Below are 25,087 nucleotides of genomic sequence, written 5' to 3' on the forward strand. Positions count from 1 at the left end.
GTCCAGCCGTACGGGGGTCATGGCACCGACCGCCTCGAAGGCTCGCTGCCGGTGGCCTGCGTGAGCCGGAGTGCTTCGTCGCCGTCACGGCTTCGTACTGCCAGCAGCCGGCAGGGGCGGCCCTCGGGAGGGCCGCCCCTGCCGGGGCGTGGTGCTGTTCGGAAGCCGCCGAGGTGGCCCGAGCCGTCGACGTCCATGTGTCAGGACGGAGCAGGTCCTAGATTCTGCGGCCTTCCGTGGAGGCGAAACCGAGCCAGGTGTGGCGGTTGCGCCACCAGCACCAGCCGACCTTCGGGGCGCCGCGACGTTCCCGCCCGTCCCGGCCGGTGCCGCTGCTGATCCACAGGGCCGGAGTGCGGGCGTCCAGGGTGCCGTCGGGCTTCCGCAGTCGGGAGCCGATGGTCATGAAGCAATGGTTGCGTTCCAGTGCTGCCGGCTGCTGGAGCAACCAGTGGATGCCCTCGGGGAGCAGCAGGGGCGTGCGGTCCTTCTCGGCGAGGGCGGGCAGGGCCTCCTCGGGGCTCCAGTTCGCCAGGTGGTCGCCGCGGTCGATGCCGGTGACCAGGTAGAGGGGGGCGTCGGGCAGGTCGATGCCGCAGGGGGTGAAGCGGTCGACGTCGGTCATGTCGCTGACGACGAAGCCGGGCCTGTCGGCGTGGCGGAGCAGCGGGGCGAGCGCGGAGACCGGAACCCGGTCGGGGTGGACGGCGAGGAGGGTGCCCTCGTCGGCGGCGGATTCCGCGGCGAAGGAGCGGAGGACGTGGGCGGGCAGCCGGGCCAGGTCGTGCACGCCGAGCGCGATCAGGTGTTCTGCCTGGGCGGTGAGGGGCGGCAGCGTGGGCATGGGGGCGGGGGACGTCGAGGTGGGCAAAGCACTCCCTGATGAGCAAGGAAACGGACGTGGACGTGAAGGCGGGCCTCGGCGGCGCTGAGCAGTTGTTCGGTACTGCGCACATGCGCGCGAGGCGGTCAGGGGGCCGCTGGGAGCAGGAGTCGAGTGGGGGAGTGGCGGGAGTCCGTCGCGGGGAGGTACTGCGGCGAAGAATCTTACTACCAGCATAAAAATACTATGAACGAAGAAGGGGGTCAACATAAAAATGCTACCGGTGTAAGATTTTTCCATGGCCGCCCGCACCGCACCGCCGACTCCGCAGCCCGGACTCCGTGAGACGAAGAAACAGGAGAGCCGTCAGCTGATCTCCGATTCCGCCACCCGGCTGTTCCTCGCCCAGGGCTTCGAACAGACCTCCATCGCCGAGATCGCCGCCGCCGCGCGGGTGGCGAAGAAGACGGTCACCAACTACTTCCCGCGCAAGGAGGACCTGGCACTGGACCACCAGGACACCTTCATCGCCTCACTGGCCCGTGCGGTCACCGACCGCCGGCCGGGCGAGTCGGCACTGGCCGCGCTGCGCCGCGCCTTCGGCGACGCGGTAGCCGCCGCCGATCCGGTCGCCGGGTTCTCGGGAGCCGAGTTCGCGCGCATGGTGGCCGACAGCCCCACCCTGACGACCCGGCTGCGCGAACTGCACGACCTGCGCGAAGCCGCCCTGGCGACAGCGCTCACCGAGGCCACCGGCGCGGAACCCGACGACATCGGCGTACGCACCGCCGCCGGACTGCTCGGAGCGGTCCACCGCATCCTCTTCGACCGCATCCAGCGCCTCACCCTCGCCGGGGAGGACGAAACGCGGATCCGCACCGAGATCACAACAGCGGCCGAGGACGCGTTCGGCCTCGTCGAACCCGCACTCGGCGGCTACGCCATCGCCTGACCGCTGTTCGCCGCCCGGCGCCCGTTCGCTGCCAGCACCCGTCCAGGCGGGAGCCGTCATACCTGCCGGCCGACCACCGCGCATGTCGCCTCCCGCACCAGCGCGACTGCCGGGTCGTCCCGGCGTGCCGTCTGCCAGACCAGGGCGGCGGTGGTCCGGGGAAGCCCGCGGACCCGCACGTAGGCGAGCCCCGGACGCCGGTAGAGAGTGGCGGCTGCCTCGGGGAGGAACAGCATGGCCCGCCCCTGGGCCACCGCGAGCAGGGCGGCCTCCAGGTCCCGGCAGACGGCCCCGAAGCGTACGGGTGTGCCGTCGGGACGCGGGTTGGCGGTCCAGTAGTCCCACCACATCCGGGGGACTTCGGGCGGTACGTCCACCACGGTGTGCTCGCGGAGCTCCGCGAGGTCGACGCAGTCGCGCTCCGCGAGGGGGTCCGAGGCCGGCAGGCAGGCGACCCGCTGCTCGTGGGCCAGGGTGACCCCGTCCAGTTCGGGCGGCAGTGGCGGCCGCAGGAAGGCGGCGTCCACTGCCCCGCGGGCGAGGGCCTGTACCTGCTCGACGAAGTCCACATTGCGTATCTCCACCCTCACATCGGGATGATGGCGCGCGAGACGGCCCAGCACGTCCCGGGTGTACGGCATGGCCGTCTCGGCCCCGATCGCCCCCAGCCGCACCGTGAGCCGGGAGGACGAGGCCAACTCCGCCATGCGGGCCCGCGCCTCCAGCGCCGACCTCGCGTAACCGACCAGCTCCCTGCCTTGGGCGGTCAGCCGGCACGATCTGCCGTCACGTTCCGCCAGCTCGACCCCGAGCCGCTGCTCGAGCGCTCGGAACTGCTTGCTGAACGCGGGTTGGGAGACGAACGCACGGGCCGCGGCCCGTCCGAAGTGCCGCTCCTCGGCGAGCAGCAGGAACAGCCGCAACTGGTGGAAGGTCGGGTCCTGGCGGACGGTCGGACCGATGCTCCCTGCGGCTCCCGCTGGACCTGCAACCATGCCCGCAAGGTTATCGCTGTGCGCGACAAGTCATCACTGAATGCCTTCCATGGCCACCGAATCGCCCATCAGACTCGGTTGCGGTACCGCCGCCAACACCGAGGAGAACGATGAGACGCTTAGGATCGCCCGCCGGTGCGTCGCGAAGGGCAGCCGCCGCAGTCGGGGCACTGGGGCTGGCCCTGGCGGGAACAGTCGTCGGTGCGACGCCGGGCAGCGCGACCTCGCCTCCGTCCGCCGACGCGGTCGACTGCTCCTGGGCCCACTCCAACAAGGATGCGGGAGCGGGCAGGACGACGACCTCCACCCGGATGCAGGCCGGCCCCTACGGGGCGTGCGGCACCGTCGTGGTGGCCGATCCCGGGGTGAAGGTGTACTACCACTGCTACGTCGTCAACAAGTACGGCAACAAGTGGTCCCACGTGCGGGCTGCGGGAACCTCGATCAACGGCTGGGTCTGGAACAAGCACCTGGACGACGGGGGCAGCACGAAACGGTGCTGATGCCGCGCCGGAGCAGCCTGCGGGGGGAGGCATCGAGACGTTTGCCGGAAGCGTGACACCAGCTTCCGGCAAGCGCACTGGTGCCTGCGCAGCTTCGGCCGGCGCCCGACAGCGAACTGCCCAGGAGCCTCCGGAACGACTGCTCCGGTGCAGGCCCGGGCATCCCGACACCGAACGGGCTGTGCTCCTCCGGTCCCGGAAGGAGCACGCCCCGCCGGGCGATCGATGGCGCCTCTCCCCACAGCCCCGCGGGAGAGGCGCCATCATTCACCTGCCGCGGAGCCGACCGCCACCGCGGCCTTCAGAGAGTTCGCCATCCGGCCGGTTCCCTCGCTCCGCGTGTGCGTCGCGCCCTCCCGCGGGATCCGCTACGACGACTCCGGGCCTCCCGTCCGGCGCCTTCTGCACCGCTGCTTCCGGACCCAAGGACGGCAACCCGGACGATGTCCGCGGCGGGACATGAGGCCCGTCGCTCGGTCACCTCGTCCACGAGCCCGCGGTCGGCCCGCCGGCCGTAGCGGCAGCACCACGGTGTCCACCGCGTTCAGCGTGGGTGCCTGCGGTGTCTCCGGCCCGCCGTCTCGTCCGCGGGAGAGGCTGCCGGTCCGCTGCGGTGGTGGCCGGCCGGACGCCGGGGCCACACCGGTCGACCGTCTGGGCGCGCGACCGGTGCCGAAGGCGCCGGACGAGCGGCACTGCCCGGGGTGGTTCCGAAGGCCGCTTCCGGCCTGTCGGCACAGATCGTCCTGGCAAAGCTTGACTTGGAGCACACTCCAGGTTTTACGGTCTTCTTCATGACCGACGGACCCGCCCTCCCCGCGCGGCACCGGGAACCCGCCATGACGATCGCGCAGGTCGCCGAGCGGACCGGCCTGTCGCCCGACACTCTGCGCTACTACGAGCGCGCCGGGCTGATCGAACGGGTCGGGCGCACCACCGGAAACCAGCGCCGCTATGCAGCGGCCGACCTGGCCTGGCTTCAGTTTCTGCTGCGGCTGCGCGAGACCGGCATGTCCATCAGCGACATGCAGCACTTCGCCCGGCTGCGCGCAGCCGGAACCTCCACCGTCCCCGACCGGCTGGCCATGCTGCGCGCACACCGCGGCGACCTCGCCGAGCACATCCGCCTCCTGCGCCGCAACGCCAGTGCGCTGGACGCGAAGATCGACCACTACGAGCAGCTGCTCACCGAGCAGCCGGAAACGGACACACGCGCATGAGCACCACCGCAGCCACTACTCGCCAGGACCGTTTCGAGCACGGCCTGGAGATCCTCACCCAGGTCGACGGTGAGGGAGGACAGAAGGTCGTCGACTCCCTCGCCGACATCAGCCCCGAACTCGGCCATCAGGTAGTCGCCTGGGCCTTCGGCGAGATCTACGACCGTCCCGCCCTGCCCCCGCGCGACCGCCAGTTGGTCACCCTCGGCATGCTCACCGCCCTCGGCGGCTGCGAGCCCCAGCTGGAGGTACACATCAACGCGGCCCTCAACGTCGGGCTCACCGCCGAGGAGATCGTCGAGGCCTTGCTGCACTCGGCCGTCTACTGCGGGATGCCCAAGGCCCTGAACGCCACCTTCGTCGCCAAGAAGGTCTTCGCCGAACGGGACCTGCTGCCCGTCGGGGGCCGGTAGTCGGGACAACCGGGCCGGTCCCCGGACCGCGACGTCAGGGACATGGTCCGGCAGTGCTCGCAAGCGCCGCCCCGTGGAGCGGCTGTGCTCGCCCTCAACCGACGATTCCGGGGCCGCTGCCCGGAGAGCAGCTTCACGGTAGCGGCGCACTGCAGCTCGCCCGGCGGACAGGGACGCAGGAGCGTGGGGGGAGAACACGGCCTCTGTCGGCACCCGTTCTTGAGCCACGGGAGAGCGGCTGTCGGAAATCAGCTTGCAGTGAGCGCGGGGCGGCAGGAGATCATGTGCGCATGCGCATCGGGGTGATCGGGTTGCGGAGGGGGCTGTTCGTGGCGGGCTGGGCCCGGCGGGTCGGCATGCGGGTGGTGGCCGCCTGCGATCGGGACCCCGACCGGCGGGATGCGGCGAGGAGGGAACTGCCGGAGGTGCCGCTCACCGACCGGTGGGAGGATCTTCTGGACCTGCGTCTGGACGGGGTCGTCCTGGCGAACGACTTCGACGCACACGCGCCGTTGGCGATGGCGTTCCTGGAACAGGGCGTGCACGTTCTGTCCGAGTGTGCGGCCTGTACGGGCACGGAAGAGGGACGGCTGCTGGTCGCCGCGGCGGAACGGTCAACCGCCACCTACTCCTTCGCCGAGAACTACGTCTGCCACCCCCACGTCCGCGTCATCAGCGAGGCGGTCGAGGCCGGAGAGGTCGGCCGGATCAGCCTGATCGAGGCCGACTACCTGCACGGTATGTCACCGGAGGACATCACCGGACTCCTCGGCGACTCCGAAAGCTGGCGCGCCCGCATCGCCGCGACGGCCTACTGCACGTACACGGTCTCGCCCGTGCTGGCGGTCACGGGCGCCTGGCCGGTCGAGGTCACGGCGTTCCGGGCGGACGAGGCGGGTCCGGACCAGGCCGTCGTCATGGTGGTCCGGCTGTCCACGGGCGCGCTGGCCGTCACCCGCCACGGCTTCCTCCAGGGAGAGCCCGACAGCCACTGGAGCTGGCTCTCCGTCCGCGGTACCCGGGCGCTGGCCGAGTCCGTCCGCGCACCGGGCGATCGGTCCTGGTCCGTCCGAGTCCGCGCGGAGGGCTGGACACGCGGCGACGGCGTCGCCCACGAGGAGGAAAGAATTCCCTCTCCCCACACTCTTCACGGACGACCGGTGGAGCGGCACGCCGAGGGAACGGTGCGCGTCCTCCAGGCCTTCCGGGCCACCGTGGAGCGCGGGGAGCCGCCACTGGTCCCGGTACGCCCCGCGGTGGCCGCCTCGCTCGTCGGCGTGGCCGGTGCCGAGTCGCTCGGGAGCGGTTCACGGCCGGTGCGCGTGCCTGACTTCGCTCCGGGATGACGGGCGTGGGCACGGAACCGTCCCGGCCGGAGCCTCGTCGCCCGGGGCGACGGCTCCCGGCACCCGGTGCACGCCCGTGCCGGTGGTAGGTTACGCCGCGTGCACCCGGACGTGATGCAAAATCAGTTCCGCGAACGCAGTGACCGGATAAGCAACTTGGGCACCGCGCTGTTGATGCTGGCGGCCCTCCTGTGGGTGTGGTGCGGTGTGCTGCTCACGACGTCCTACGGGGTGCAGCCTCGCTTCGGTGACGAATCGCTGCAGTGCGAGCCGCGCTTGTCCACCGAGGAGGGAACCGCCAACAGGAGTGGGACGCAGACCCCCTGCGCGGACGAACGGGACTGGCCCGAGGTGGTCGCGCTGCTGGGGCTGTCCGTCCCGGTGTCCGTCGCGGGCGCGGTGTTCCTCACCTATGGTCGGCTCAGTGTGCGGATGAGCAAGCACGCTCAGGAGCTGGCGGCCGCTCGCAGGAGGGCGGCCGCCGCATAGCGTGCCCGGCACCCGGCGGCTTCGGCGCCTCATCCGGAGCCGGCGCGATCGCCCTCCGGCGGACCGGGCGGCCTCACAGCCCGCTCCGCTCGGAAAGACCGCAGGTCGCGAGGGGGCGAATGGCGGGCGGGTGAGGCCGGGGCCGGGAGAGCCGGGCGGGGTGTGAGATGCTACGAATGCAGCAACTCCGTGCTTAGACAGCAGGCACACCATCCGCGGGAGCGGACTGTGGCGTGCCGTCGCGTCGACTTCCTCCCGTCCCCCACCGGTCAGCAGACGGGAGCATCGACGTTTCATGAGTGCCGCCGCCGCAGATTTCGTGCCGCGCTCTCCCGATCGGGCCCTGCCCGCGCCCCGGTGAGAAGAGCGCCCGAGGCCGCCGAGGACAGGTACAGATCCGCGTCCGGGCCGGCGCCCGTCGGGCTGATGTGCGCGAGTACCTCCCCCGTTCCCCCCTGGTGCCGTTCCCGCGCCCGGTGCCGCTCCGTGCGTCCGGGATCCCGCGAGGGCTCCGGTGGGTGTGCGGTGCCCGGGTGGGTACGACAGTCAAATGTGTAGTGAAGGGGTCCGTTGATGAGTGTCACCGAGTCCGCCCTGCGCGAGCGCCTGTGCGAGGTGCTGGTGCGGCGGGGCGACGAGATCGCCGACCGCTGGGTGCGGCAGCAGGTGGAGCGGGTTTCGCTGAGTGAGGGACTGGCCCAGGAAGACCTGCACGAGGAGGCGGACGCGCTGGTCGCCACCCTGCGCCGGGGGATGGCGAGCGAGCTGCCCACGGACCGGGTCGTCGCCTCCCACCAGGAACTGCGTGATGCGGTGGGCGACATGTCGATGCGCCGGGCGCGTGCGGGTTCCTCGCCGACCGCCATCTCGCTGTCCGTGCTGGCGCTGAAGGACGTGCTGCTGGAGGCGGCGCAGCAGGAGTCACTCGCGGCCGACGACATGCTGGCGGCGGCCCTGTTGCTGAACCGACTGCTGGACGCCGCCGGGGTGCTGTGCTTCGAGACCTACGTCGAGGGCCGCGAGGAGATCATCCGCAGGCAGAGCCGCCAGTTGCTGGAGGTCTCCACTCCGGTGGTGCGGCTGTGGCGGCACGTACTGGCCGTGCCGCTGGTCGGCACCCTGGACACCGCGCGCAGCCAGGTGGTGATGGAGACCCTGCTGGAGGCCATCCAGCAGCACGAGGCGACGGTCGCCATCATCGACATCACCGGGGTACCGACGGTGGACACCTCCGTCGCCCAGCATCTGATGCAGACCGTGCAGGCGGTACGGATGATGGGTGCCGACTGCGTCATCAGCGGGATCCAGCCCGCGATCGCCCAGACCATCGTCCAACTGGGCATCGACCTCTCGGACATCCTCACCCGCGCCAACCTGGCGGACGCGCTGGCCACCGCGTTGCGGCTGACGGAGGAGGACGGCGCCGGGACCGTCTCCGGGCCGCTGTCGGCGCCCGGAGCGCCGGAGGTGCGGGCGGCGCCGTGAAGGGAGGACCGGTACCGATTCTGCGGCTGGGCGACACACTGGTCACCGGCCTGCTCAACGAACTCGACGACTCCTCGGCTCTTGCGCTGGCCGAGGAACTGACCGACCGCATCGTCTCCGACCGGGCGCGCGGCGTGCTGATCGACATCTCCCGGGTGGAGATCATCGACTCCTTCGTGGCGCGTGCGCTGATGGAACTCTCGACGATGGCGCAACTGCTGGGGGCCCGGGTGGTCGTGGCGGGCATGCGGCCCGCCGTGGCCATCACCCTGGTGGAGCTGGGCATCGAACTGAAGGGCGTGGAGACGGCGTTGAACGCCGAGCAGGGCATGACGGCCCTCGGCTGGCGGCACGCGTCCTCCGGCATGCAGGAGTCGCCGACGTGAGGACTTTCGGCGCCGACGGCGAGCGCGTCGAGCGGCCCGCCGCCGGACAGGGAGCCCCCGCGCTCGGCCGGACCGCCGGTCCGGCGGTCCCGGGGCGGCGCGCGGAGCCCGGGGGGCGCCCGCCGGAGCCTGCCGACCGCTCGCCCGGCGCGGCGGAGGGGACCGGGACCGCCACCCATCCGGTGCGCACGGACGAGGATCTGCTGCTGGTGCGGCACGCGGTGCGCGCGGCCACGGTGGAGGCCGGGTTGAGCCTCGTCGATCAGACGCGGGTCGTCACAGCCGCCAGCGAACTGGCCCGCAACGCCTATGTGCACGGTGGCGGAGGTGCGCTGACCATCGAAATGCTGCAGCAAGGCAGTCGGCGAGGGGTGCGCCTGACGGTACGGGACGAGGGTCCCGGGATCGACGACCTGCCCAGCGCCCTGGCGGACGGCTTCACCACCGGGGCGGGACTGGGGCACGGTCTGGGCGGGGCGCGGCGGCTGATGCACGAGTTCGAGGTGCGCTCGGAGCCGGGGAGCGGCGCCGTGGTCACCGCCGTGCGGTGGAGCGAGCGGTGAGCGGAGGCGAGTCCGGAGCCGTGCCGACGGCGCAGGTGCGCATCGATCACCACAGCGCTGTCCATCTCGCCGCCGACCTGGCCCGGCGTACGGCACGGCGGTGCGGGCTGGACGGCTCGCTGCCGGACCAGGCGGCCGCTGTCGCCAGCGAACTGGCCAGCAATCTGGACAAGCACGCGGGCGACGGCGTCGTCTACCTCCAGCCCCTACCGCTGGGCGAGGGATTCGAGGTGCTGGCCGTCGACCGCGGACCGGGAATGGGCGAGTTGCAGCGTTGCCTGGCCGACGGCTACACCACCACGAACACGCTCGGCACCGGTCTGGGCGCGGTCAGCCGGGTCGCGGACGCCTTCGTGATCCGCACCCGGGTACCGGACGGCACCGTCGCCTCCGCCCGTCTGGCGCCCCGCGCCGGCTCCGCGGCCGGAGGGTCTGAACCGCCCGGTCCGGACGGGCTGCCCGGCCATCGCGTCGGCGCGATCTGCCTGCCCGCCGAGGGCGAGGAGCAGTGCGGGGACGGATGGTTCCTGCACACCACCGCGGGGCGGGTGACGGCGGCCGTGGTCGACGGACTGGGGCACGGCGAGGCCGCGGCCCGCGCCACTCGCGTGGCGCTTCGGGTCGCGCGTGAGGCGCCGGACAGCGCCCTGCCGGCGCTGATGGCGGAGATGCACCGGGCTCTGCGGCACACCCGCGGTGCCGCCGTCGGGCTGGTGCGCCTCGAACCCGGACGGCTGCACTTCTGCGGGGTCGGCAACGTGCGCGTCTGCGTGCTCCACCACGACCGGTCCCCCCGCCGGATCGAGAGCCGTCCGGGGATCGTCGGGTGGAACCTTCCCACCCCGCACGTCCGCACCGAGCCGCTGGCGGCCGACCGGCTGGCGCTGGTGCACTCCGACGGTATACAGGCCCGCTGGTCGCACGATCCTTCCCGGTTCCTGTCGCAACTGCCGGCGCCGCTGCTGCCCGCGGCTCTGGCGCACCGGCACCGCCGGCTCCGGGACGACGCCACCGCACTGGCACTGACGGGACTGCGATGAAGCAGATGAGAGAGACGAGACAGGAGAGCGGCCGGCTCACCACGGTGGGTGGCGTGCGGCGAGCCGTGCGCCGCCTCGCCGGGATCCACGGTGTCCCGGCCGAACTGCGCGCCCGGCTGGTGGTGTCCGTCGCCGCCGTCGCACAGGACGAACTCGCCGAGGGTCGCGGTGTGCGGGTCAGCCTCGCGCAGGCGGGCGCGGGGGAGACGCACGGGGCCGGCTCGGCCCTCGCGTGCGTCCTGGCTCCCGTGGGCACCGCGTGCGAGGCCGGCCGGCGAGAGTTCGACGGACTGCCGCTGCCCGCGACGGCCGCCGCGGACGGTGCCGCGGTGTGGCACCTGCCGCCCCGCACGCCCGGGCACGGCGCCGCGCCTCCCCCGGAGGGCGGGACGGTCCCCGACGATGAGGCGGTCCACGAGGAACTGCGCGCGGTACTGGACCGCTGCGACGCCGTGGAGACCGAACACCGCCTGCTGAAAGAGGAGTTGGAGGAGACCAACAGCGGGGTCCTGGCCCTCTACGTCCAGCTCGAGGAGCGCGACGAGCAGTTGCGCCGCGCCCACGGCCGGATGCTGCGCGAACTGGAGGAGGCGCTGCGCCCGGCCCCGCTCGACGTGTCCGGTCTGGAGCTGGCCGTGCACTACGCTCCCGCGGAGACCGACGCACCCACCGGCGGCGACCTCTACGACTGGTTCCGGCTGCCCGACGGCACGGTGCACATCACCGTGGTCGACGCGCTGGGGCACGGGGTCCGCAGTACCGGAGCCGCGTTGAACGTCACCCAGACCGTGCGTACGCTCGCTCTGGAGGGCCACCCGCCGGGGACCATCGTCGAGCGGGCGAGCGAGATCCTGGCCAGCATCGACCCCCAGTTGCTGGCCACCGTCCTGCTCGCCCGGGTGGACCCCGAGGGCGGGGAGGTGCTGCTGGCCAACGGCAGCCACCCGCCGGCCCTGGTCGTACGCGAGGATGGCACCTCCTCCTACCTCCAGGTGGCCGGACGCGGGGTGGGCTTCCCGCTGCCGGGCAGCGAGGACGTGCTGCGGGCCCGCCTCGCCCCCGGTGACCTGCTGGTGCTCTACACCGACGGGCTGACCGAGAGTCGCAAGGACCCGCTGGAGGGCGAGGCCCGGCTGGCCGACTCCGCGGCCCGGCACCGGCGGCGCCCCATCGAGGAGATCCCCGAGTCGATCGCCGGGGACATGCACACCGTCGTGCTGCACCCGGACGACACTCTCGCCCTGGCACTGCGGCTGCCCCGCGGGTGAGCGGCCGCTGTGCCGGGGACCCGGTCGGCGCCGGCGCGCGGCCGGAAGGGGCCCGGCCGGCTGGGAGGCGTGAACTCCTCCGTGCAGGGCACACGGACCGACGCACACGCCATATCCGCCGTACCGGGGAGGCGGCGAGCGTGATCACGTCGGCACCCGGCGCCGTGCGGTCCGGGAGCGAGGACACCCGTGGTGCACCTCGGCCGCCGCACCAGCCGCCTCGCCGCCGACCAGGGACCGTCTCCACAGTGATCAGAATCCTCAGCGTCGCAGCGCTCGCGTTCGCGGCCGTGCTGGCCGCCGCCCTCGCCGTACAGTCTCCGTGGTGGTGGCTGCCCGCCGCGCTGCTGCTCGTACCCGCCGTGACCGGTGTGTACGACCTCCTCCAGCGCAAGCACGCGGTGCTGCGCAATTACCCGGTGCTGGGCCATCTGCGGTACCTGCTGGAGAGCATCCGCCCGGAGCTGCAGCAGTACTTCATCGAGCGGAACCACGACGGCCGCCCCTACGACCGCGACACCCGCGACCTGGTCTACCAGCGGGCGAAGGGCACCGCCGCCGAGGAGCCCTTCGGCAGCGAGCGGGACCTCTATGCCACGGGCTACGAGTTCCTGACCCCCTCCCTGGGCCCGGTGCCGGTCTCCGAGACACCGCCGACCGCGCGCGTCGGCGGCCCGGAGTGCACGCAGCCCTACGACATGGCGCTGCTCAACGTCTCGGCGATGAGCTTCGGATCGCTCTCCGCCAACGCCGTCCTCGCCCTCAATCAGGGCGCTGCCCTGGGCGGTTTCGCGCACGACACCGGCGAGGGCGGCATATCCGACTACCACCTGCGGCACGGCGGCGACCTGGTGTGGGAGATCGGCACCGGGTATTTCGGCTGCCGCACGGAGGACGGTGGCTTCGACCCGGACCAGTTCGCCGAGAAGGCCGCGCTCGACCAGGTCAAGTGCGTGGAGCTGAAGCTCTCCCAGGGGGCCAAGCCGGGCATCGGCGGCGTGCTCCCCGGCGGCAAGGTCAACGCGGAGATCGCGCGGGTGCGCGGGGTGCCGGAGGGCCGGACCGTGATCTCGCCGCCCTACCACCGGGTGTTCTCCACGCCGCGCGAGCTGGTCCGGTTCCTCGCCCGGATGCGGGAGCTGGCCGGCGGCAAGCCGGTCGGCGCCAAGCTGTGCGTCGGCAGTCGGCGCGATGTGCTGGCCCTGTGCAAGGCCATGCTCGCGGAGGGGACCGCGCCCGACTTCATCGTCGTCGACGGCGCCGAGGGCGGGACGGGTGCCGCGCCGCTGGAGTTCTGCGACCACATGGGCCTTCCGCTCTCCGAGGGGTTGATGACGGTGCACAACGCGCTGGTCGGCACCGGACTGCGGGAGGGGATCCGCATCGGCGCGAGTGGCAAGGTGGCCACCGGCGCCGACATCGTCAAGCGGCTGATCCAGGGCGCCGACTACACCAACGCGGCCCGCAGCATGATGTTCGCCGTCGGGTGCATCCAGGCCATGAACTGCCACACCAACGCCTGCCCCAGCGGCGTCGCCACCCAGGACCCGCGGCGTGCCCGGGCGCTCGACGTCACCGACAAGTCGGTGCGTGTGCACCGCTTCCAGGACGCCACGGTCCGCAGCGCCCTGCGGATCATGGCCGCCATGGGGGCGAGCTCGGTGCGCGAGCTCGGACCGCACATGCTCTGCCGCCGCCTGGACCCCGTCACCATCCGTTCCGCAGCGCAACTGCACGAGTGGCTCACCCCGGGCCAGTTGCTCAAGGACCCGCCGGAGGACTGGGCCGCCGACTGGGCCGCCGCCGACCCGGACCGCTTCGCGGCTGCCTGACACCTACCTCGTCGTTCCCGCATACGACCGTCGAGCGGGCGGTACGGGCGCGCGCTGCGCGTGCCGCACCGCCCGCTCGGCGGCTGCGGGACCCAGGGGCGGGGCTCAGGCGTCCTGCGGATCCTGCTCCGCGAGGATCTCGCGGACCCTCGCCGCGGGCAGCGTCGACCGCAGGGCCAGCCAGACCACCAGGCCGCTGAGGACGAAGGTGGCGGCGGCTCCGAGCCCGAGGCCCAGCACGCCGAGGTTGCCCGCGCCCTCGGTCTTCTTCGGGAAGTCGCCGAGGTAGCTGACGAGAGCCAGTCCGGCGAACCACACCAGCACCCACCAGCCGTACCGGAAGTCGAGGGCGGGCGTGCGCTGCTTCGTGGTGGCGTGGTGCACCGCCATCAGGACATAGCCCAGTCCGATGGCCAGGAACAGCTTCCAGTTGGTGTCCCAGCCGGTCCAGTAGACGATCAGATTGGTGGACCACAGGGCGACGAAGGACACCACCGGTCCCAGCCTGCCCAGACTGAACGGACGGGTCTGCCGGGGCAGCTGCTTGCGCATTGCCAGCAGCACCAAGGGCCCGCAGCCGAAGGAGAGCACGGTGCTGTTGGTCACGAACTCCACCAATTGGCTCCAGCCGGGGAACGGCAGGAAGAAGAAGCAGCCCACGACGAACGCGAGAATCAGGCTCACCCAGGGCACACCGGTGGCGTTCACCTTCGCCAGCCCGGCCGGAGCGTTGCCGTTGCGCCCCATGGCGTAGGAGATGCGAGCGGTGACGCCGGCATAGATCAGTCCGGTGTCACCGGGGGAGATGATGGCGTCGGCATAGAGCAGCCCCGCCAGCCAGACGGCACCGAGAATGCCGGCGATGGCGGCGAGCGGTCCGAAGGTCGCCAGGACATCGCCGTGCGAGCTGAAATGGGCGCCGACCGCCTGCCAGCCTTCGGCCTTGATGGCGCTGGTGGGCACCGCGCCGATGAACGCGATCTGCAGCAGAACGTAGATGATGCCGCACAGGACGACGGAACCGATCATGGTGAGCGGGACGTTCCGTTTCGGGTTGTCCGTCTCGCCCGCGAGTTCGACTCCCTGGCGGAATCCGAAGAAGGAGAAGGCGATGCCGGCGCTCGCCACCGCGGAGAAGACGCCCTGTGCCCCGTAGGGCGCGAAGCCGCCCACGTCCCCGCCCATGCTGAAGTGGTCGGTGGTGAAGCCCATGGCGAAGAACACCGCAATCACCAGCAGAATGATGGCGAGCTTCCACCAGACCAGTACGTTGTTTATCCGCGCGAACCAGCGGACTCCGAAAAAGTTGACGGCCACGAAAATCGCCATCAGCAACACGGAGACGCCCGTTCCGGCAGGGGTCAGGACGGCCTCGTTGTTCTCGTCGAGGCGCTGGAGCCAGGAGAGCCAGTTCGTGGAGTACTGGACGACTGCCAGCACCTCCACCGGCGCCACCGCCGCGGCCGCGATCCAGGTGACCCAGCCCATCGAGAAGCTGGTGAAGGAGCCGAACGAGTAGTGCGGGTAGCGGGCCACGCCCCCCGAGTGCGGGAACATCGTGCCCAGTTCGGAATAGGTCATGCCGATGAAAATGAACATCACGGCACCGATGGCCCAGGAGAGCACGGCGGCCGGGCCGGCCATCTGAGCGGCGTCGAGCGCGCCGAAGAGCCATCCGGAACCGATGATGGAGCCGACCGCGGTGAACAGCAGGCCGACGGTGCCGAATTCACGTTTCAACCGACTGTCGTCCCCGGCGGATGCTGATGCGTCCGGGGGCTTGTTGTCAATGGCCATTCAGGAACCTCCTCTGCTTGCTCAGATGTCGCGATTTGCCGCATCTGGGAATTTCGCGCACCATCCTCGGTGGGCCGCCGTCGTGGGCCGTCCGGGGGTCCAGTAGAAGCGATGATTGAATCCATGGCTTTAAAGAAACGACAAAGATGTACAGTGAACGGAGGTCGCGCCGTCGTACGGGGCTCCGGACGCGATCCGACGCGGCCTCACCGAGGGGCGCCGATGCGGGGCGCGGGTCGGCCGGCCGCGCCGGTGTCGAGGACCTGGTCCCGGGGTGGGCGACCCTGCCGCCCGGCTGTCCGGCGAGGAGGACGTCACTCCGGCCGCAACCGAGGCGGCCGGCTCCGGCCGGTGCCGGCGGCAGCCGTCGCGCTCGCCGCGAAGAGGCGGACAGACGCACGGAAGAGGGGCGCCGCGACGTGCTCGCGGCCGGGCCGTGCCGGAGCGGCCGACCCACGAGCAGGGCGGGAACGGGTGCGATGAGGCAGGCGGACAGGCCGGGATTCGACCGACGGCTGCTGGCGCCGATGCTGCTGGGCTCGGTCCTCAACCCGGTCAACTCGACGATCATCTCCGTCGCGCTGGTGCCCATCGGAGCGGCGCTGGGCGCGCCTCCCTCGCAGACCGCGTGGCTGGTCTCCGCCCTCTACCTGGCCACCGCGCTCGGGCAGCCGGTCGTGGGACGGCTCATCGACCTCTTCGGCCCGCGCAGGCTCTTCCTCCTCAGCACCGCTCTGGTCGGCGTCGCAGGTGTGGTCGGCACCGCGGCGCCGAACCTGGGGGTGCTGATCGGTGCCCGGGTCCTGCTCGGGTTCGGCACCTGTGCCGGCTACCCCTCCGCGATGGCCCTGGTGCGCAGCGAGGCGGAGTGCACCGGCCGGGACAGCCCGCGCGGGGTGCTGACAGCACTGGCGGTCGCCAATCAGACCGTCGCCGTCGTGGGCCCGCTGCTGGGTGGTCTGCTGATCGCGGCGGGCGGCTGGCGCGCCACCTTCGCGCTGAACGTGCCGCTGTCCGTCGCGGCGGTGCTGCTGGGCCTGCGCCGGCTGCCGCGGACGACGGGAGCGGACCGGGCCCGCTCCACTCGGACCGGGCCCCGGCCGGGGACGGAGGAGCCCGGCGGATCGGGCGAGTCCCGGCCCGGGCCCGGGGACAACGGGCCCGCGGCGGACAGCGGCGCCCCGCCCCGCGAGGGCCCGGCCGCCCGACTGGATCTGCCCGGCATGGCCCTGTTCGCCGCGACGCTCACCTCGCTGCTGCTGTTCCTGATGAACCCGCACCTGCGCGACTGGTACCTGCTGGTGATCGCCGGCACCGCGGGGGCCGCGTTCGCCGTACGGGAGTTGCGCACCGCCGCTCCCTTCATCGACCTGCGGGTGCTCGGCGGGAACACCCCGCTGCTGGCCACGTTCGGCCGGGCGCTGCTGGCCTACACGGTCTCCTACTCCTTTCTCTACGGCTTCACCCAGTGGACGGAAGAGGGCTACGGACTGACGCCCTTCCACGCCGGGTTGGTGCAGATGCCCATGTTCCTGCTGGCGATCGGCGTGGCCGTCGTCGCGGGGCGGCGTGCGGGGGTCCGGGGAAAGTTGGTGGTCGGCGCACTGGGGCAGCTCGCCGCCAGCGCGGTGCTGCTGACGCTCACCGGGCGGAGCGCGCTGTGGACGCTGGTGCTGGTCGCCCTGATCTTCGGCGTCCCGCAGGGGCTGAACAACCTCGCGCTGCAGAACTCCGTCTACTTCCAGGCCGATCCCGAGCGCACCGCCTCGTCTGCCGGGCTGCTGCGCACCTTCGCCTACATCGGTTCGATGGTCGCCTCCTCCGCGGCCGCCGCGTCCTTCGGGCAGCACGCCGACACCGCGGGCATGCACCGGCTCGGCTGGGTCATGCTCGGTGCCGGTGCGCTCCATCTCCTGCTGACCGCACTCGACCGTTCGCTGGGCCGGGTGGCGGCAGCGGACGCCCGGGCGGCGGAATAGCCCGCCGGGCGGCGAACGGCCCGGCCGCATCCCACTGCACTCCACCGCATCCAACCCGAGAGGCATCCTCATGTCCGGCACCGCCCTGCTCGTCATGGACTTTCAGCACAGCACCCTCGGCCGGATGCCCGACGGCTGTCTGCCACGAGCGGTGCACGCCCTGGAAGCGGCCCGCACCGCCGGTGTCCGGGTCTTCCACATCGCGCTCGGACTGCGCCCCGGACACCTCGATGTGCATCCGCGCAACAAGACCTTCGGCGCCCTGCCGCCCCACCTCTTCACGCCCGACGACCCCGGTGCCGCCATCCATCCCGACGCCGCTCCCGCCGACGGCGAGATCGTCGTCCACAAGAACCGCGTCAGCGCGTTCTCCGGGAACAACCTCCAGCAGCTGCTGGCCACCCAGGACATCGGCCGTCTCGTCCTGGCCGGCATCTCCACCGGCGGAGTCGTCCTCTCCACCGCGTTGCAGGCCGTCGACCTCGACTACCGGGTCACGGTCCTGTCCGACGCCTGCGCCGACTCCGACCCCGCCCTGCACGACACACTGCTCGGTTCGGTCCTCGCCCGGCGTTGCGAGGTCACCACCGTCGACGCCTGGCGGGCCACTCTCGACGGTCCTGCCGCCTGAGCGCGCGGCGCCGCCGCTCCTCGGGCAGGGCCGGGCGTACGCCTGCGTGGAGGGCACGTCCGGGGTGCGCCGGGTGGTCTCATGGGCCGTCGGGACGGCCTTCGGGGCGCCGGTAGCGGGCGCTCATGGCGTGGAAGACCTGCTTCGGCTCCCAGCGGGTCTCGTCGAGCATGCGGACGGCGCCGTAGGAGGCGAGGTCGCGGTCGCCGGGCTTCTCGTAGTTGGCGAAGGAGAACCACAGCGCGGTGTCCACCCCCTCCTCCTCGAAGATGTCGAGCAGCTCGCCGAGATACCGCACCTGCTCGTCCTCGTCGCGGACGGCTCCCGGCGGCGGCTGCCAGGCCATGCCGCCGAGGTCGCCGGCCCCGCGGTAGGCGCAGGTGCCGTATTCGGTGACGGCCACCGGCTTGCCGTGGGAGTGGAGTGCGCGCAGCCGTTCGCGGAAGGTCCCGGCGTTCTGCGCGGTGCGGTAGGCGTCGACCGCGACCAGGTCGAAAGGGGTCCAGTCGACGGGCTCCCAGGTGCCGGAGGCGTAGCCGACCCGCCCGCCGAAGTGCGTCCGGACCACTGCCGCGGCCCGTGCGAGGAAGTTGTTGAGGCGTTCGGGGACCGGCCCCAGCGAGGCCCACCATTGCAGGTCGGCGGTGGCCATGGCGTGCAGCCGGTCGAGGTGGCTGTCGCCGGGCAGGAAGCCGTGGGCGAAGGCGCTGAGCTCGCAGCCGGCGACCAGCACCACGTCCGCGCCGCCGCGGCGCAGCTCCTCGGCCCGCCTGGCGCAGTCGGTGAGCAGCTCCAGGATCTCCTCGGGGCCGAGGTCCACGGGGAACGGCGAGAACCACACCTCCAGCCCGGCGTCCGCGGCGTACCCGGCGGCGGTGCTCAGCCTCCCGGGGTCGCGGCCCGAGATGCGCACGGCGTCGCAGTGCAGCTCGGTGGCGATCACGCCCAGTTCGCGGCGGACCTGCTCGGGGTCGAAGTTCTCGCGGGTGAGCCGGGCGCCGGGGAAGGTGCCCGTGTCGTAGTTGATGCCGCGTGCGCGCACCTCAGCGCTCCTCTGTTCGGCCGAGTCCGTATGCCAGCAGGTCGAAGGCGAGTTCCACGTCCTGGGCCAGGGCGCGGCCGGCGTCCGCTGCGGAGGCGCCGGCCAGCAGGGACTGGAAGTACCTCTCCTGGAGGGTGAGCAGCGACGCCGCGATCTGCGCCGCCATCAGTGCCGCCGCCGCGGGGCCGTACTCCTCGGCCAGGACCTGCGCCAGCGCCGCGCGCTGCTGGTAGAGCAGGCCGTTCGCCGCGTCGTGCAGCGCGTGGCTGCGGTGGATGACGCGGACCCGGGCCAGCACCTCCTCCAGTTCGGCCTCCGGCAACTGCGCGGCGGCGAGATCCCGGTGGTGTGCGCGCAGTGCCTCCAGGGGTGTCCGGCCGGTCGGGCGCCGGGCCACGATCCCGGCGAGATCGTCGTCGCCGACTCCGTGCAGGACGAGCGCTTCCTTGGTGGGGAAGTAGGCGAAGAGGGTCGCCTTGGCCACTTCGGCGGCCGCGGCGATCTCGTTGACGGTCACCGCGTCGAAGCCGCGCTCGGTGAACAGCCGCAGCGCTGCCGCGGCGATCCGCTGCCTGGTGCGTTCCTTCTTGCGTTCGCGTAGCCCGGTCACCGGGCCAGCCTAACCATACCGGGTTCAAAATCGAACCTGGTATGGATTTGCGGGTGGGTGTGCCCCGGCCAGGGAGTGCCCCGGCTCCGGCCCGGAAGTGCCCCGGCTCCCCGGTCCGGCCCGCAGCGCCCCCGGGCCCGGCGGCACGCACCGGCGGAAAGCAGTCCACGGGCCCGGCCGGGGGCGGGTCCCCGGTGAACCGTCCGCCGCGCGCATCCGTCGTGCGTACGCAGACGAATTGTCCCGAGAGGTGACCCGAGAGGCGTGTTGTGCGCGCGAGACCATTGACATCACTGCGATCACTTCGATCGTTCAAACCCCTTCTACTCGCTCTGCTGCTGGTCGTCGCCGGTGTGTCGGCCGTCACCGCGGCGGAGCTCCGCGGGCCTTCCGAAGGCAGGGACCGCATCACCGGAGCGTCGGCGTCCGGCTCGGAACACACCGTCACCCTGCGGAACCGGACAGCGGAACGCGTCTGGGTCGGAGCCGGGGTCAACGCCGACGGCTCCCAGCCGCTCACCGGACTGCCGGTGCTGGACCCCGGGCAGTCCGCCACCGTCACCATTCCTGAGCACTCCCCGGCCGGGCACTGGCGCGGCAAGTTCTTCGCCCGCCAGGGCTGCGGCGGTGAGGAGGGCAGTACCTTCCACTGCGCCGTGGGCGACTGCGGGCCCTATGCCGACCACTGCACCACAGGCGAACAGCCCACCAGTCTGGCCGAGTTCAACTTCGACCCGGCCGACTCCGCGGCACCCTGGTACAACGTCAGCTACGTCAACGCCGTCTCGGCGGCGGTCACCATCACCCCCGACGGCGTGACCCCGCCCGAGAACGGCGGGGAGTGCGCCGCGGTGGGCTGCCCCACCGACCTGCTGTCCCACTGCCCGCCCGAGGATCTGACCAAGGACGGGAAGACCGGCAAGCCGCTGGTGTGCGTCAACCCGAACCGCGACGCGAAGACCGCGTACAGCGAGGCGCTCACCAAGCAGTGCCCCACCGCCTACGCGTGGTCCAGGCACGACACCGAGAGCGGCAACCAGGTCGTACGCCAGTGCAGCCACTGCAAGGGCCTGACCGTCACCTTCCACGGCCGGGGCGGCACCGAGAAGCCCCGCAACGCCCCGGGGCGCCCGGGCGACGAGGACCAGCCCCGGCACGGCGACAACGCCGGCCCCGGAAACGGCAAGGGCGTGGCGCTCAACCCCGTCGGCGGCGCCTCCCGGGCGCTCAAGGATTCCGGCGCCCACTGGTACCACAACTGGGCCTCCTCCAGCGCGGGGATCGACAAGCCCGAGGGCGCCGAGTTCGTCCCGACGATCTGGGGCCCCGGATCGGTCACCGACGCCGAGCTGGACGACGCCGCGAAGGAGGGCAGGAACCTGCTGGCCTTCAACGAGCCCGACTCGGCCTCGCAGGCCAACATGACACCCGAGCAGGCACTGGATCTGTGGCCCCGGCTGCAGAAGACCGGCCTGCGGATGGGAGCCCCGGCCGTCGCCACCGGAGCCGACAAGGCGGGCGGCTGGCTGGACCGGTTCATGGAGGGCGCCGAGAAGCGCGGGCTGCGAGTCGACTTCATCCCCGTGCACTGGTACGGCTCCGACTTCGGGCCCGCCGCGGCCGGTCAGCTCGCCGACTACGTCAAGCGCGTCCACGACCGGTACAAGAAGCCCGTCTGGGTGACCGAGTACGCACTCATCGACTTCACCCAGGGCACGCCCCGCTACCCGAACGAACAGCAGCAGACCGCCTTCATCAAGTCCTCCACCGAGAAGCTGGAGAGTCTGGACTTCCTAAAGCGGTACGCCTGGTTCGCCCTCAACACCGAGACCAGCCCGACCGGTCTCTACAACGGCCCCACCGCGAACGCCGGCGGAAAGGCCTTCCGGTCCGCGGACTGACCCGCCACCCGAGCTGACGTCCCCGTCGGCCCGCCGCGCCCGCAGGGCTCGGTGGGCCGACGGCTGCCGGGCCCCGGCTCCCGGTGCGCCCGCCGGACCGGTCCGTTTCCGCCGTGCGGTGCGACAATGGCCAGGTGGAACTGCGTCAGGCCGCTCGCGCGGCGGGCATCGGAGTGGTCGCCGCGAGCGAGCACGTGGGGCCTCCCCGCCTGCACCGAGCCCTGCCCGCGCTGCGCGGACGGCTCGTCGTCAGCCTGGGCGCCCCGATGGAGGTGCGGTACGAAGGGCAGGTCCGGCAGTTGCAGGCGGTGGTCGCCGGACTGATGCGGCCCGGCGCCGCCACCCCGGAACTCGTACTGCGGCCGCACCAGCCGACGGTGTACGTCGACCTGGCACCCTCGGCCCTGCACCGGCTGACGTCGGTGCCGCCCCGCGAGCTGGACGCGGGCGGCGTCGGGGCCGATGCGCTGCTCCCATGGGCGCACCGGTTGGGCGAGGAACTCGCGGCCCGGCCCGCCGACCGGCGGGCGGCCCTCGTGCGGGAGCACCTTCTCCGGTGTCTGGACCGGGCCGACCGGCTCGAGGTGTGCCGGGAAGCGCATGCGGCACTGCGGATCATCGGCGCCTGCGAGGGACGGATCTCCGTCGAGGAACTGGCCCGGCAGGTCCACCTCGGTCCGCGCCGGCTGCGGCAGGTGATGCACGACGCGCTCGGCATCGGCCCGAAGTTCGCCTCCCGCGTCGCGCGGCTTGCCGCTGCCCTCGACCGGGCCCGCGCCGGGGCCGACTCCTGGGCCCGGGTCGCCGCCGAGAGCGGCCACCACGACCAGAGCCACCTCGTCCGCGACTTCAAGGACCTCATGCGGACGACTCCGACCGGGTGGCTCGCGGAAGAGGGCCGGAATCTACAAGGCCCCCGCCGCACCTCTCCGTGATCATCGAGCCATGACCGACGAACTGATGCCCAAGCTGCTCGTGTCCGACGCGGACGCGGCGATCGACTTCTGCACCGAGGCCCTGGGTGCCGTCCTCACCACCCGGGTGGCCGGCGACGACGGTGTCGTGCACCACGCCGAACTCACCGTGGGCTCCATGACCCTCGCGCTGGCGCAGAGCGTCCCGGACTGGGGATGGCACGATCCCGCTTCGCTCGGAGGCTCACCCGTCCTCCTCACGGTCCACGTGTCCGATCCGGACGCCACGGCGGACCGCATGGTGCGGCTGGGGGGTGAGCTGGTGATCCCCGTCGAGAACCGCCCCTACGGCAAGCGGCAGGGCCGGGTGCGCGACCCCTTCGGCCACCTGTGGGTGATCAGCGGCGCCCTGCGGTAGCCACGGCCGCGGCGGCCTGCCGCCGCAGCCAGCCGCCCCGCGGCCGCGCGCCCCGCTGCCCGCCTCCCGGGACGGGGGAGGCGGGCAGCGGGGCGGGGTCCCGGCGTCAGACTCGCGCGGAGTCCGCCGGGTGTGGCGCCGGCTCCGCCGCCGAACCGTCCGCTACCGGTCCCGGCTCCGTCGCAGCTGCCGGGCCGCCCTCACTGAGGCCGAAGCGGTCGTGGAACCTGCGCAGGAATCCGGGTGCGTACCAGGCCGAGCGGCCCAGCAGGCGCATCGCGGCCGGGACGAGGACGCCGCGCACGGCGACGGCGTCGATGAGGATGGCCAGGCCGCTGCCCAGACCGAACAGCTTCATGAAGCTGATCTCGGCCGCTCCGAACGCGAAGAAGCTCACCGCCAGCAGGCACGCCGCGGCGCTGACGATGCGCCCGGTGTGCCCGAGGCCGTCGGCCACGGCGGACTCGTTGTCCGCGCCGCGCTCGTGGAGTTCCTTGATCCGGCTGGTGACGAACACCTCGTAGTCCATCGAGAGCCCGAAGGCGATGCAGAACATCAGCACGGTCATCGACGTCTCCATCGGCTGCGGGGTGAAGGCGAGCAGCCCGGAGAGATGGCCGTCCTGGAAGATCCAGGTCATGACGCCGGCGGTCGCCCCCAGGCTGACCACGTTGAGGAGCAGTGCGCGCAGCGGCTGCACGATGCTGCCGGTGAACAGGAAGAGCAGCAGGAAGGTGGTGCCGGCGACCAGGCCCCCGGCCAGCGGGAGCCTGCTGCCGATGGAGGCGTTGGAGTCGACCAGTTCGGCGTCGGTCCCGCCCACCAGCGGATGCGTCCCCGGCGGCGGGGAGGTCGACCTGACCTTCTCGACCAGGTCCCGCGCCGCCTCCGACTTCGGGGTCAGCGAGCTGACCATGTTGAGCTGCTGCGCGGCGGGGCGGCTCAGCGCCGGGTTGCCGGGGCCGGTCGGCGCGACCCGCCCGCCGGTGTGGACCCCGGTGCCGGCCTCGACCCGGACGACGCCGTCCAGTCCGGAAAGCGCGGCCGCGTACGACGCGAGCGCGGGCTCTTCCACGGCGCGGTCGATGACGATGTGCAGGGCGGCGGCGTCGTTGCCGTCAAAGTTCTCCCGGAGTGAGGTCGAGACCTGGCGGCTCTCGGCGTTCTCGGACAGCACGCGCTCGTCCGGGGTGCCGAAGGTGATGCCCAGCAGCGGGCTCGCCGCGGCGAGCAGCACCGCGAGGACGGGCAGCGCGGTGAGCGCGGGCCGCCGCATGACGGTGCGGGCCAGCCGCCCCCAGCCGGTCGTGGCGGATCCGGCACGCCCCGGCTTCGCCCACGGCATCCGTCCGCTGTCGACGCGGCGTCCCAGCACGTTCAGCAGGGCCGGCATCACGAACAGGCTCGCCAGGGCCGCGATGACGACGACACCGACTCCGGAGTAGCCGAACGAGCGGAGGAAGTACTGGGGAAAGATCATCAGTGCCGCGAGCGCGGCCGCCACGGTCGCGGCGGAGAAGGCGACCGTGCGCCCAGCGGTGCTCATCGTCGTGCGGACGGCGTCCTCCACGCTCGCCCCCGCCGCGAGCTGTTCGCGGAACCGGCTGATCATCAGCAGGGCGTAGTCGACGCCGAGTCCGAGGCCGAGGGCGGTGGTCAGGTTGATCGCGAAGACGGAGACGTCGGTGACGCTGCCGACGAGGAAGAGCTGCGCGAACACGCCCACGATGGCGATGAGCGCGATGAGCAGCGGCAGCAGCGCGGAGACCACGGTGCCGAAGACGACCAGGAGCAGCACCAGGACGAGCGGTACGGCGATGGACTCGGCCAGCACGAGGTCCTCCTCGGTCTGCGGTCCCATCTCGTGACCGACCCCGGCGCTGCCACCCGCCTGGATCGTGAGGGTGTCCTGGTACGTTCCGCCGTAGGTGTCGAGGACGCGCTCGGTGTTCTCCTGCTGTTCCGCGTCGTGCCCCTTCACCCGGGCGAGTACGAGGGCTTCGCGGCCGTCCTCGGAGCGGAGTGCGGCACTGCCGGTGTCCCAGTACGAGACCACCTTCCCCAGCTCCTGTGCCGCCTTGAGGTCGGAGACCAGGGACCGGCCGGTCCGCTCGGCCGCCGGGTCGTCGACGCGGCCGTCGGGGGCACGGACCAGCAGGACCAGGTTGGTCTCGCCGCCGAACTCCCGCTCGATGACGTCGCGGGCCCGGGAGGACTGGGAGGCCGGGTCGTCGAAGCCGCCCGTGAGCAACTTGCCGAACGCGCCCGCGCCCAGGGCGCCCATGAGGGCGACGACCACGGCGGCGACGGTCAATACCAGCCTCGACCGGCGGATCGCCAGCTCGGCTATGCGCTCGAACACGCGGAATCTCCTTCTTGCGTCCGTACAGGGAAACGACGGGGAACAGCCGGGGCCGGCGTGCCCGCGCGGGGCGCGCGACCTCATCGGTGTGGCGTGGGGCCGGTCCCTTCGTCGCCGG

The 25,087-nt window shown here is 72.1% G+C and carries 23 protein-coding genes; 17 read left to right on the plus strand and 6 right to left on the minus strand.

The genetic code is table 11. The features are described 5' to 3' along the window. Positions 1-217: 217 nt before the first annotated feature. A complete protein-coding gene (locus ACFYMO_RS01275) occupies positions 218-844 on the minus strand; it encodes a DUF5701 family protein (RefSeq protein ID WP_388543763.1) in 627 nt (208 codons plus the stop codon). Between the two features lie 277 nt (positions 845-1,121). On the opposite strand from ACFYMO_RS01275, the gene ACFYMO_RS01280 reads away from it, so the two are divergent. Further along, positions 1,122-1,775 carry a TetR/AcrR family transcriptional regulator gene (locus tag ACFYMO_RS01280; RefSeq protein WP_366770902.1) on the plus strand — a complete coding sequence of 218 codons (654 nt, stop codon included), beginning with the start codon at positions 1,122-1,124 and terminating at the stop codon, positions 1,773-1,775. A 56-nt stretch (positions 1,776-1,831) separates the two neighbouring features. Here ACFYMO_RS01280 and ACFYMO_RS01285 read toward each other — a convergent pair whose 3' ends face one another. Further along, positions 1,832-2,770: a LysR family transcriptional regulator gene (locus tag ACFYMO_RS01285; protein WP_388543442.1), complete on the minus strand. Its 939-nt coding sequence runs from the start codon at positions 2,768-2,770 to the stop codon at positions 1,832-1,834. A gap of 110 nt (positions 2,771-2,880) precedes the next feature. On the opposite strand from ACFYMO_RS01285, the gene ACFYMO_RS01290 reads away from it, so the two are divergent. The 11 genes from ACFYMO_RS01290 to ACFYMO_RS01340 all read left to right on the plus strand — a co-directional run bounded on the left by ACFYMO_RS01290 (position 2,881) and on the right by ACFYMO_RS01340 (position 13,315). Continuing rightward, positions 2,881-3,273: an SH3 domain-containing protein gene (locus ACFYMO_RS01290; RefSeq protein ID WP_366770900.1), complete on the plus strand. Its 393-nt coding sequence runs from the start codon at positions 2,881-2,883 to the stop codon at positions 3,271-3,273. A 794-nt stretch (positions 3,274-4,067) separates the two neighbouring features. Further along, entirely contained in the window at positions 4,068-4,493 is a 426-nt protein-coding gene (locus ACFYMO_RS01295; protein WP_366770899.1) for a MerR family transcriptional regulator, read from the plus strand. Then, positions 4,490-4,906: a carboxymuconolactone decarboxylase family protein gene (locus ACFYMO_RS01300; protein WP_366770898.1), complete on the plus strand. Its 417-nt coding sequence runs from the start codon at positions 4,490-4,492 to the stop codon at positions 4,904-4,906. Before ACFYMO_RS01295 ends, ACFYMO_RS01300 begins: the two co-directional genes overlap by 4 nt. Positions 4,907-5,196: 290 nt before the next feature. Then, positions 5,197-6,252: a Gfo/Idh/MocA family protein gene (locus ACFYMO_RS01305; RefSeq protein WP_388543445.1), complete on the plus strand. Its 1,056-nt coding sequence runs from the start codon at positions 5,197-5,199 to the stop codon at positions 6,250-6,252. Between the two features lie 99 nt (positions 6,253-6,351). Continuing rightward, positions 6,352-6,741 carry a hypothetical protein gene (locus tag ACFYMO_RS01310; RefSeq protein WP_366770896.1) on the plus strand — a complete coding sequence of 130 codons (390 nt, stop codon included), beginning with the start codon at positions 6,352-6,354 and terminating at the stop codon, positions 6,739-6,741. Between the two features lie 573 nt (positions 6,742-7,314). Then, entirely contained in the window at positions 7,315-8,226 is a 912-nt protein-coding gene (locus tag ACFYMO_RS01315; RefSeq protein WP_366770895.1) for an STAS domain-containing protein, read from the plus strand. Beyond that, positions 8,223-8,612, plus strand: a complete 390-nt coding sequence (locus ACFYMO_RS01320; protein ID WP_366770894.1) for an STAS domain-containing protein — start codon at positions 8,223-8,225, stop codon at positions 8,610-8,612. The genes ACFYMO_RS01315 and ACFYMO_RS01320 overlap by 4 nt, the downstream gene beginning before the upstream one ends. Beyond that, on the plus strand, positions 8,609-9,175 hold the full coding sequence (locus ACFYMO_RS01325) for an ATP-binding protein (RefSeq protein WP_366770893.1): 567 nt from the start codon (positions 8,609-8,611) through the stop codon (positions 9,173-9,175). The genes ACFYMO_RS01320 and ACFYMO_RS01325 overlap by 4 nt, the downstream gene beginning before the upstream one ends. Next, positions 9,172-10,215: a SpoIIE family protein phosphatase gene (locus tag ACFYMO_RS01330; RefSeq protein ID WP_366770892.1), complete on the plus strand. Its 1,044-nt coding sequence runs from the start codon at positions 9,172-9,174 to the stop codon at positions 10,213-10,215. The genes ACFYMO_RS01325 and ACFYMO_RS01330 overlap by 4 nt, the downstream gene beginning before the upstream one ends. Then, on the plus strand, positions 10,212-11,483 hold the full coding sequence (locus ACFYMO_RS01335) for a PP2C family protein-serine/threonine phosphatase (RefSeq protein WP_388543448.1): 1,272 nt from the start codon (positions 10,212-10,214) through the stop codon (positions 11,481-11,483). The genes ACFYMO_RS01330 and ACFYMO_RS01335 overlap by 4 nt, the downstream gene beginning before the upstream one ends. Before the next feature lie 248 nt (positions 11,484-11,731). Continuing rightward, a complete protein-coding gene (locus tag ACFYMO_RS01340) occupies positions 11,732-13,315 on the plus strand; it encodes an FMN-binding glutamate synthase family protein (protein ID WP_366770890.1) in 1,584 nt (527 codons plus the stop codon). A 105-nt stretch (positions 13,316-13,420) separates the two neighbouring features. Here ACFYMO_RS01340 and ACFYMO_RS01345 read toward each other — a convergent pair whose 3' ends face one another. Next, positions 13,421-15,112, minus strand: a complete 1,692-nt coding sequence (locus tag ACFYMO_RS01345) for an APC family permease (RefSeq protein WP_366770889.1) — start codon at positions 15,110-15,112, stop codon at positions 13,421-13,423. 479 nt (positions 15,113-15,591) lie between these two features. On the opposite strand from ACFYMO_RS01345, the gene ACFYMO_RS01350 reads away from it, so the two are divergent. Then, positions 15,592-17,091, plus strand: a complete 1,500-nt coding sequence (locus ACFYMO_RS01350; protein ID WP_388543450.1) for an MFS transporter — start codon at positions 15,592-15,594, stop codon at positions 17,089-17,091. A 70-nt stretch (positions 17,092-17,161) separates the two neighbouring features. Then, entirely contained in the window at positions 17,162-17,722 is a 561-nt protein-coding gene (locus ACFYMO_RS01355; protein ID WP_366770886.1) for a cysteine hydrolase, read from the plus strand. 79 nt (positions 17,723-17,801) lie between these two features. Here the strand turns inward: ACFYMO_RS01355 and ACFYMO_RS01360 are convergent, their stop codons facing one another. Beyond that, positions 17,802-18,764, minus strand: a complete 963-nt coding sequence (locus ACFYMO_RS01360; protein ID WP_366770885.1) for a hypothetical protein — start codon at positions 18,762-18,764, stop codon at positions 17,802-17,804. Position 18,765: 1 nt separating this feature from the next. Beyond that, the gene (locus ACFYMO_RS01365) at positions 18,766-19,374 is read right to left on the minus strand and encodes a TetR family transcriptional regulator (protein ID WP_366770884.1); all 609 of its coding nucleotides are present in this window, start codon (positions 19,372-19,374) and stop codon (positions 18,766-18,768) included. 353 nt (positions 19,375-19,727) lie between these two features. Here ACFYMO_RS01365 and ACFYMO_RS01370 point away from each other — a divergent pair, with 353 nt between their 5' ends. The 3 genes from ACFYMO_RS01370 to ACFYMO_RS01380 all read left to right on the plus strand — a co-directional run bounded on the left by ACFYMO_RS01370 (position 19,728) and on the right by ACFYMO_RS01380 (position 22,607). Further along, positions 19,728-21,275 (plus strand): glycosyl hydrolase, encoded by a 1,548-nt coding sequence (locus ACFYMO_RS01370; RefSeq protein WP_366770883.1) that lies wholly within the window; start codon positions 19,728-19,730, stop codon positions 21,273-21,275. Positions 21,276-21,409: 134 nt separating this feature from the next. Further along, positions 21,410-22,210: a helix-turn-helix domain-containing protein gene (locus ACFYMO_RS01375; protein ID WP_366770882.1), complete on the plus strand. Its 801-nt coding sequence runs from the start codon at positions 21,410-21,412 to the stop codon at positions 22,208-22,210. A gap of 10 nt (positions 22,211-22,220) precedes the next feature. After that, complete coding sequence (locus ACFYMO_RS01380; RefSeq protein ID WP_366770881.1) at positions 22,221-22,607, plus strand: VOC family protein; 387 nt, start codon at positions 22,221-22,223, stop codon at positions 22,605-22,607. A gap of 106 nt (positions 22,608-22,713) precedes the next feature. Here the strand turns inward: ACFYMO_RS01380 and ACFYMO_RS01385 are convergent, their stop codons facing one another. Continuing rightward, entirely contained in the window at positions 22,714-24,969 is a 2,256-nt protein-coding gene (locus ACFYMO_RS01385) for an MMPL family transporter (RefSeq protein ID WP_366770880.1), read from the minus strand. Between the last annotated feature and the right edge of the window lie 118 nt (positions 24,970-25,087).

Source organism: Streptomyces sp. NPDC007025, from assembly GCF_042869455.1.
Classification (GTDB): Bacteria; Actinomycetota; Actinomycetes; order Streptomycetales; family Streptomycetaceae; genus Streptomyces.

Coding starts and splice junctions, on each gene's coding strand:
- ACFYMO_RS01315 (WP_366770895.1), top strand. CDS start 7,315: ATGAGTGTCACCGAGTCCGCCCTGCGCGAGCGCCTGTGCGAGGTGCTG.
- ACFYMO_RS01290 (WP_366770900.1), top strand. CDS start 2,881: ATGAGACGCTTAGGATCGCCCGCCGGTGCGTCGCGAAGGGCAGCCGCC.
- ACFYMO_RS01305 (WP_388543445.1), top strand. CDS start 5,197: ATGCGCATCGGGGTGATCGGGTTGCGGAGGGGGCTGTTCGTGGCGGGC.
- ACFYMO_RS01280 (WP_366770902.1), top strand. CDS start 1,122: ATGGCCGCCCGCACCGCACCGCCGACTCCGCAGCCCGGACTCCGTGAG.
- ACFYMO_RS01380 (WP_366770881.1), top strand. CDS start 22,221: ATGACCGACGAACTGATGCCCAAGCTGCTCGTGTCCGACGCGGACGCG.
- ACFYMO_RS01355 (WP_366770886.1), top strand. CDS start 17,162: ATGTCCGGCACCGCCCTGCTCGTCATGGACTTTCAGCACAGCACCCTC.
- ACFYMO_RS01295 (WP_366770899.1), top strand. CDS start 4,068: ATGACCGACGGACCCGCCCTCCCCGCGCGGCACCGGGAACCCGCCATG.
- ACFYMO_RS01345 (WP_366770889.1), bottom strand. CDS start 15,112: ATGGCCATTGACAACAAGCCCCCGGACGCATCAGCATCCGCCGGGGAC.
- ACFYMO_RS01350 (WP_388543450.1), top strand. CDS start 15,592: ATGAGGCAGGCGGACAGGCCGGGATTCGACCGACGGCTGCTGGCGCCG.
- ACFYMO_RS01285 (WP_388543442.1), bottom strand. CDS start 2,770: ATGGTTGCAGGTCCAGCGGGAGCCGCAGGGAGCATCGGTCCGACCGTC.
- ACFYMO_RS01335 (WP_388543448.1), top strand. CDS start 10,212: ATGAAGCAGATGAGAGAGACGAGACAGGAGAGCGGCCGGCTCACCACG.
- ACFYMO_RS01300 (WP_366770898.1), top strand. CDS start 4,490: ATGAGCACCACCGCAGCCACTACTCGCCAGGACCGTTTCGAGCACGGC.
- ACFYMO_RS01275 (WP_388543763.1), bottom strand. CDS start 844: ATGCCCACGCTGCCGCCCCTCACCGCCCAGGCAGAACACCTGATCGCG.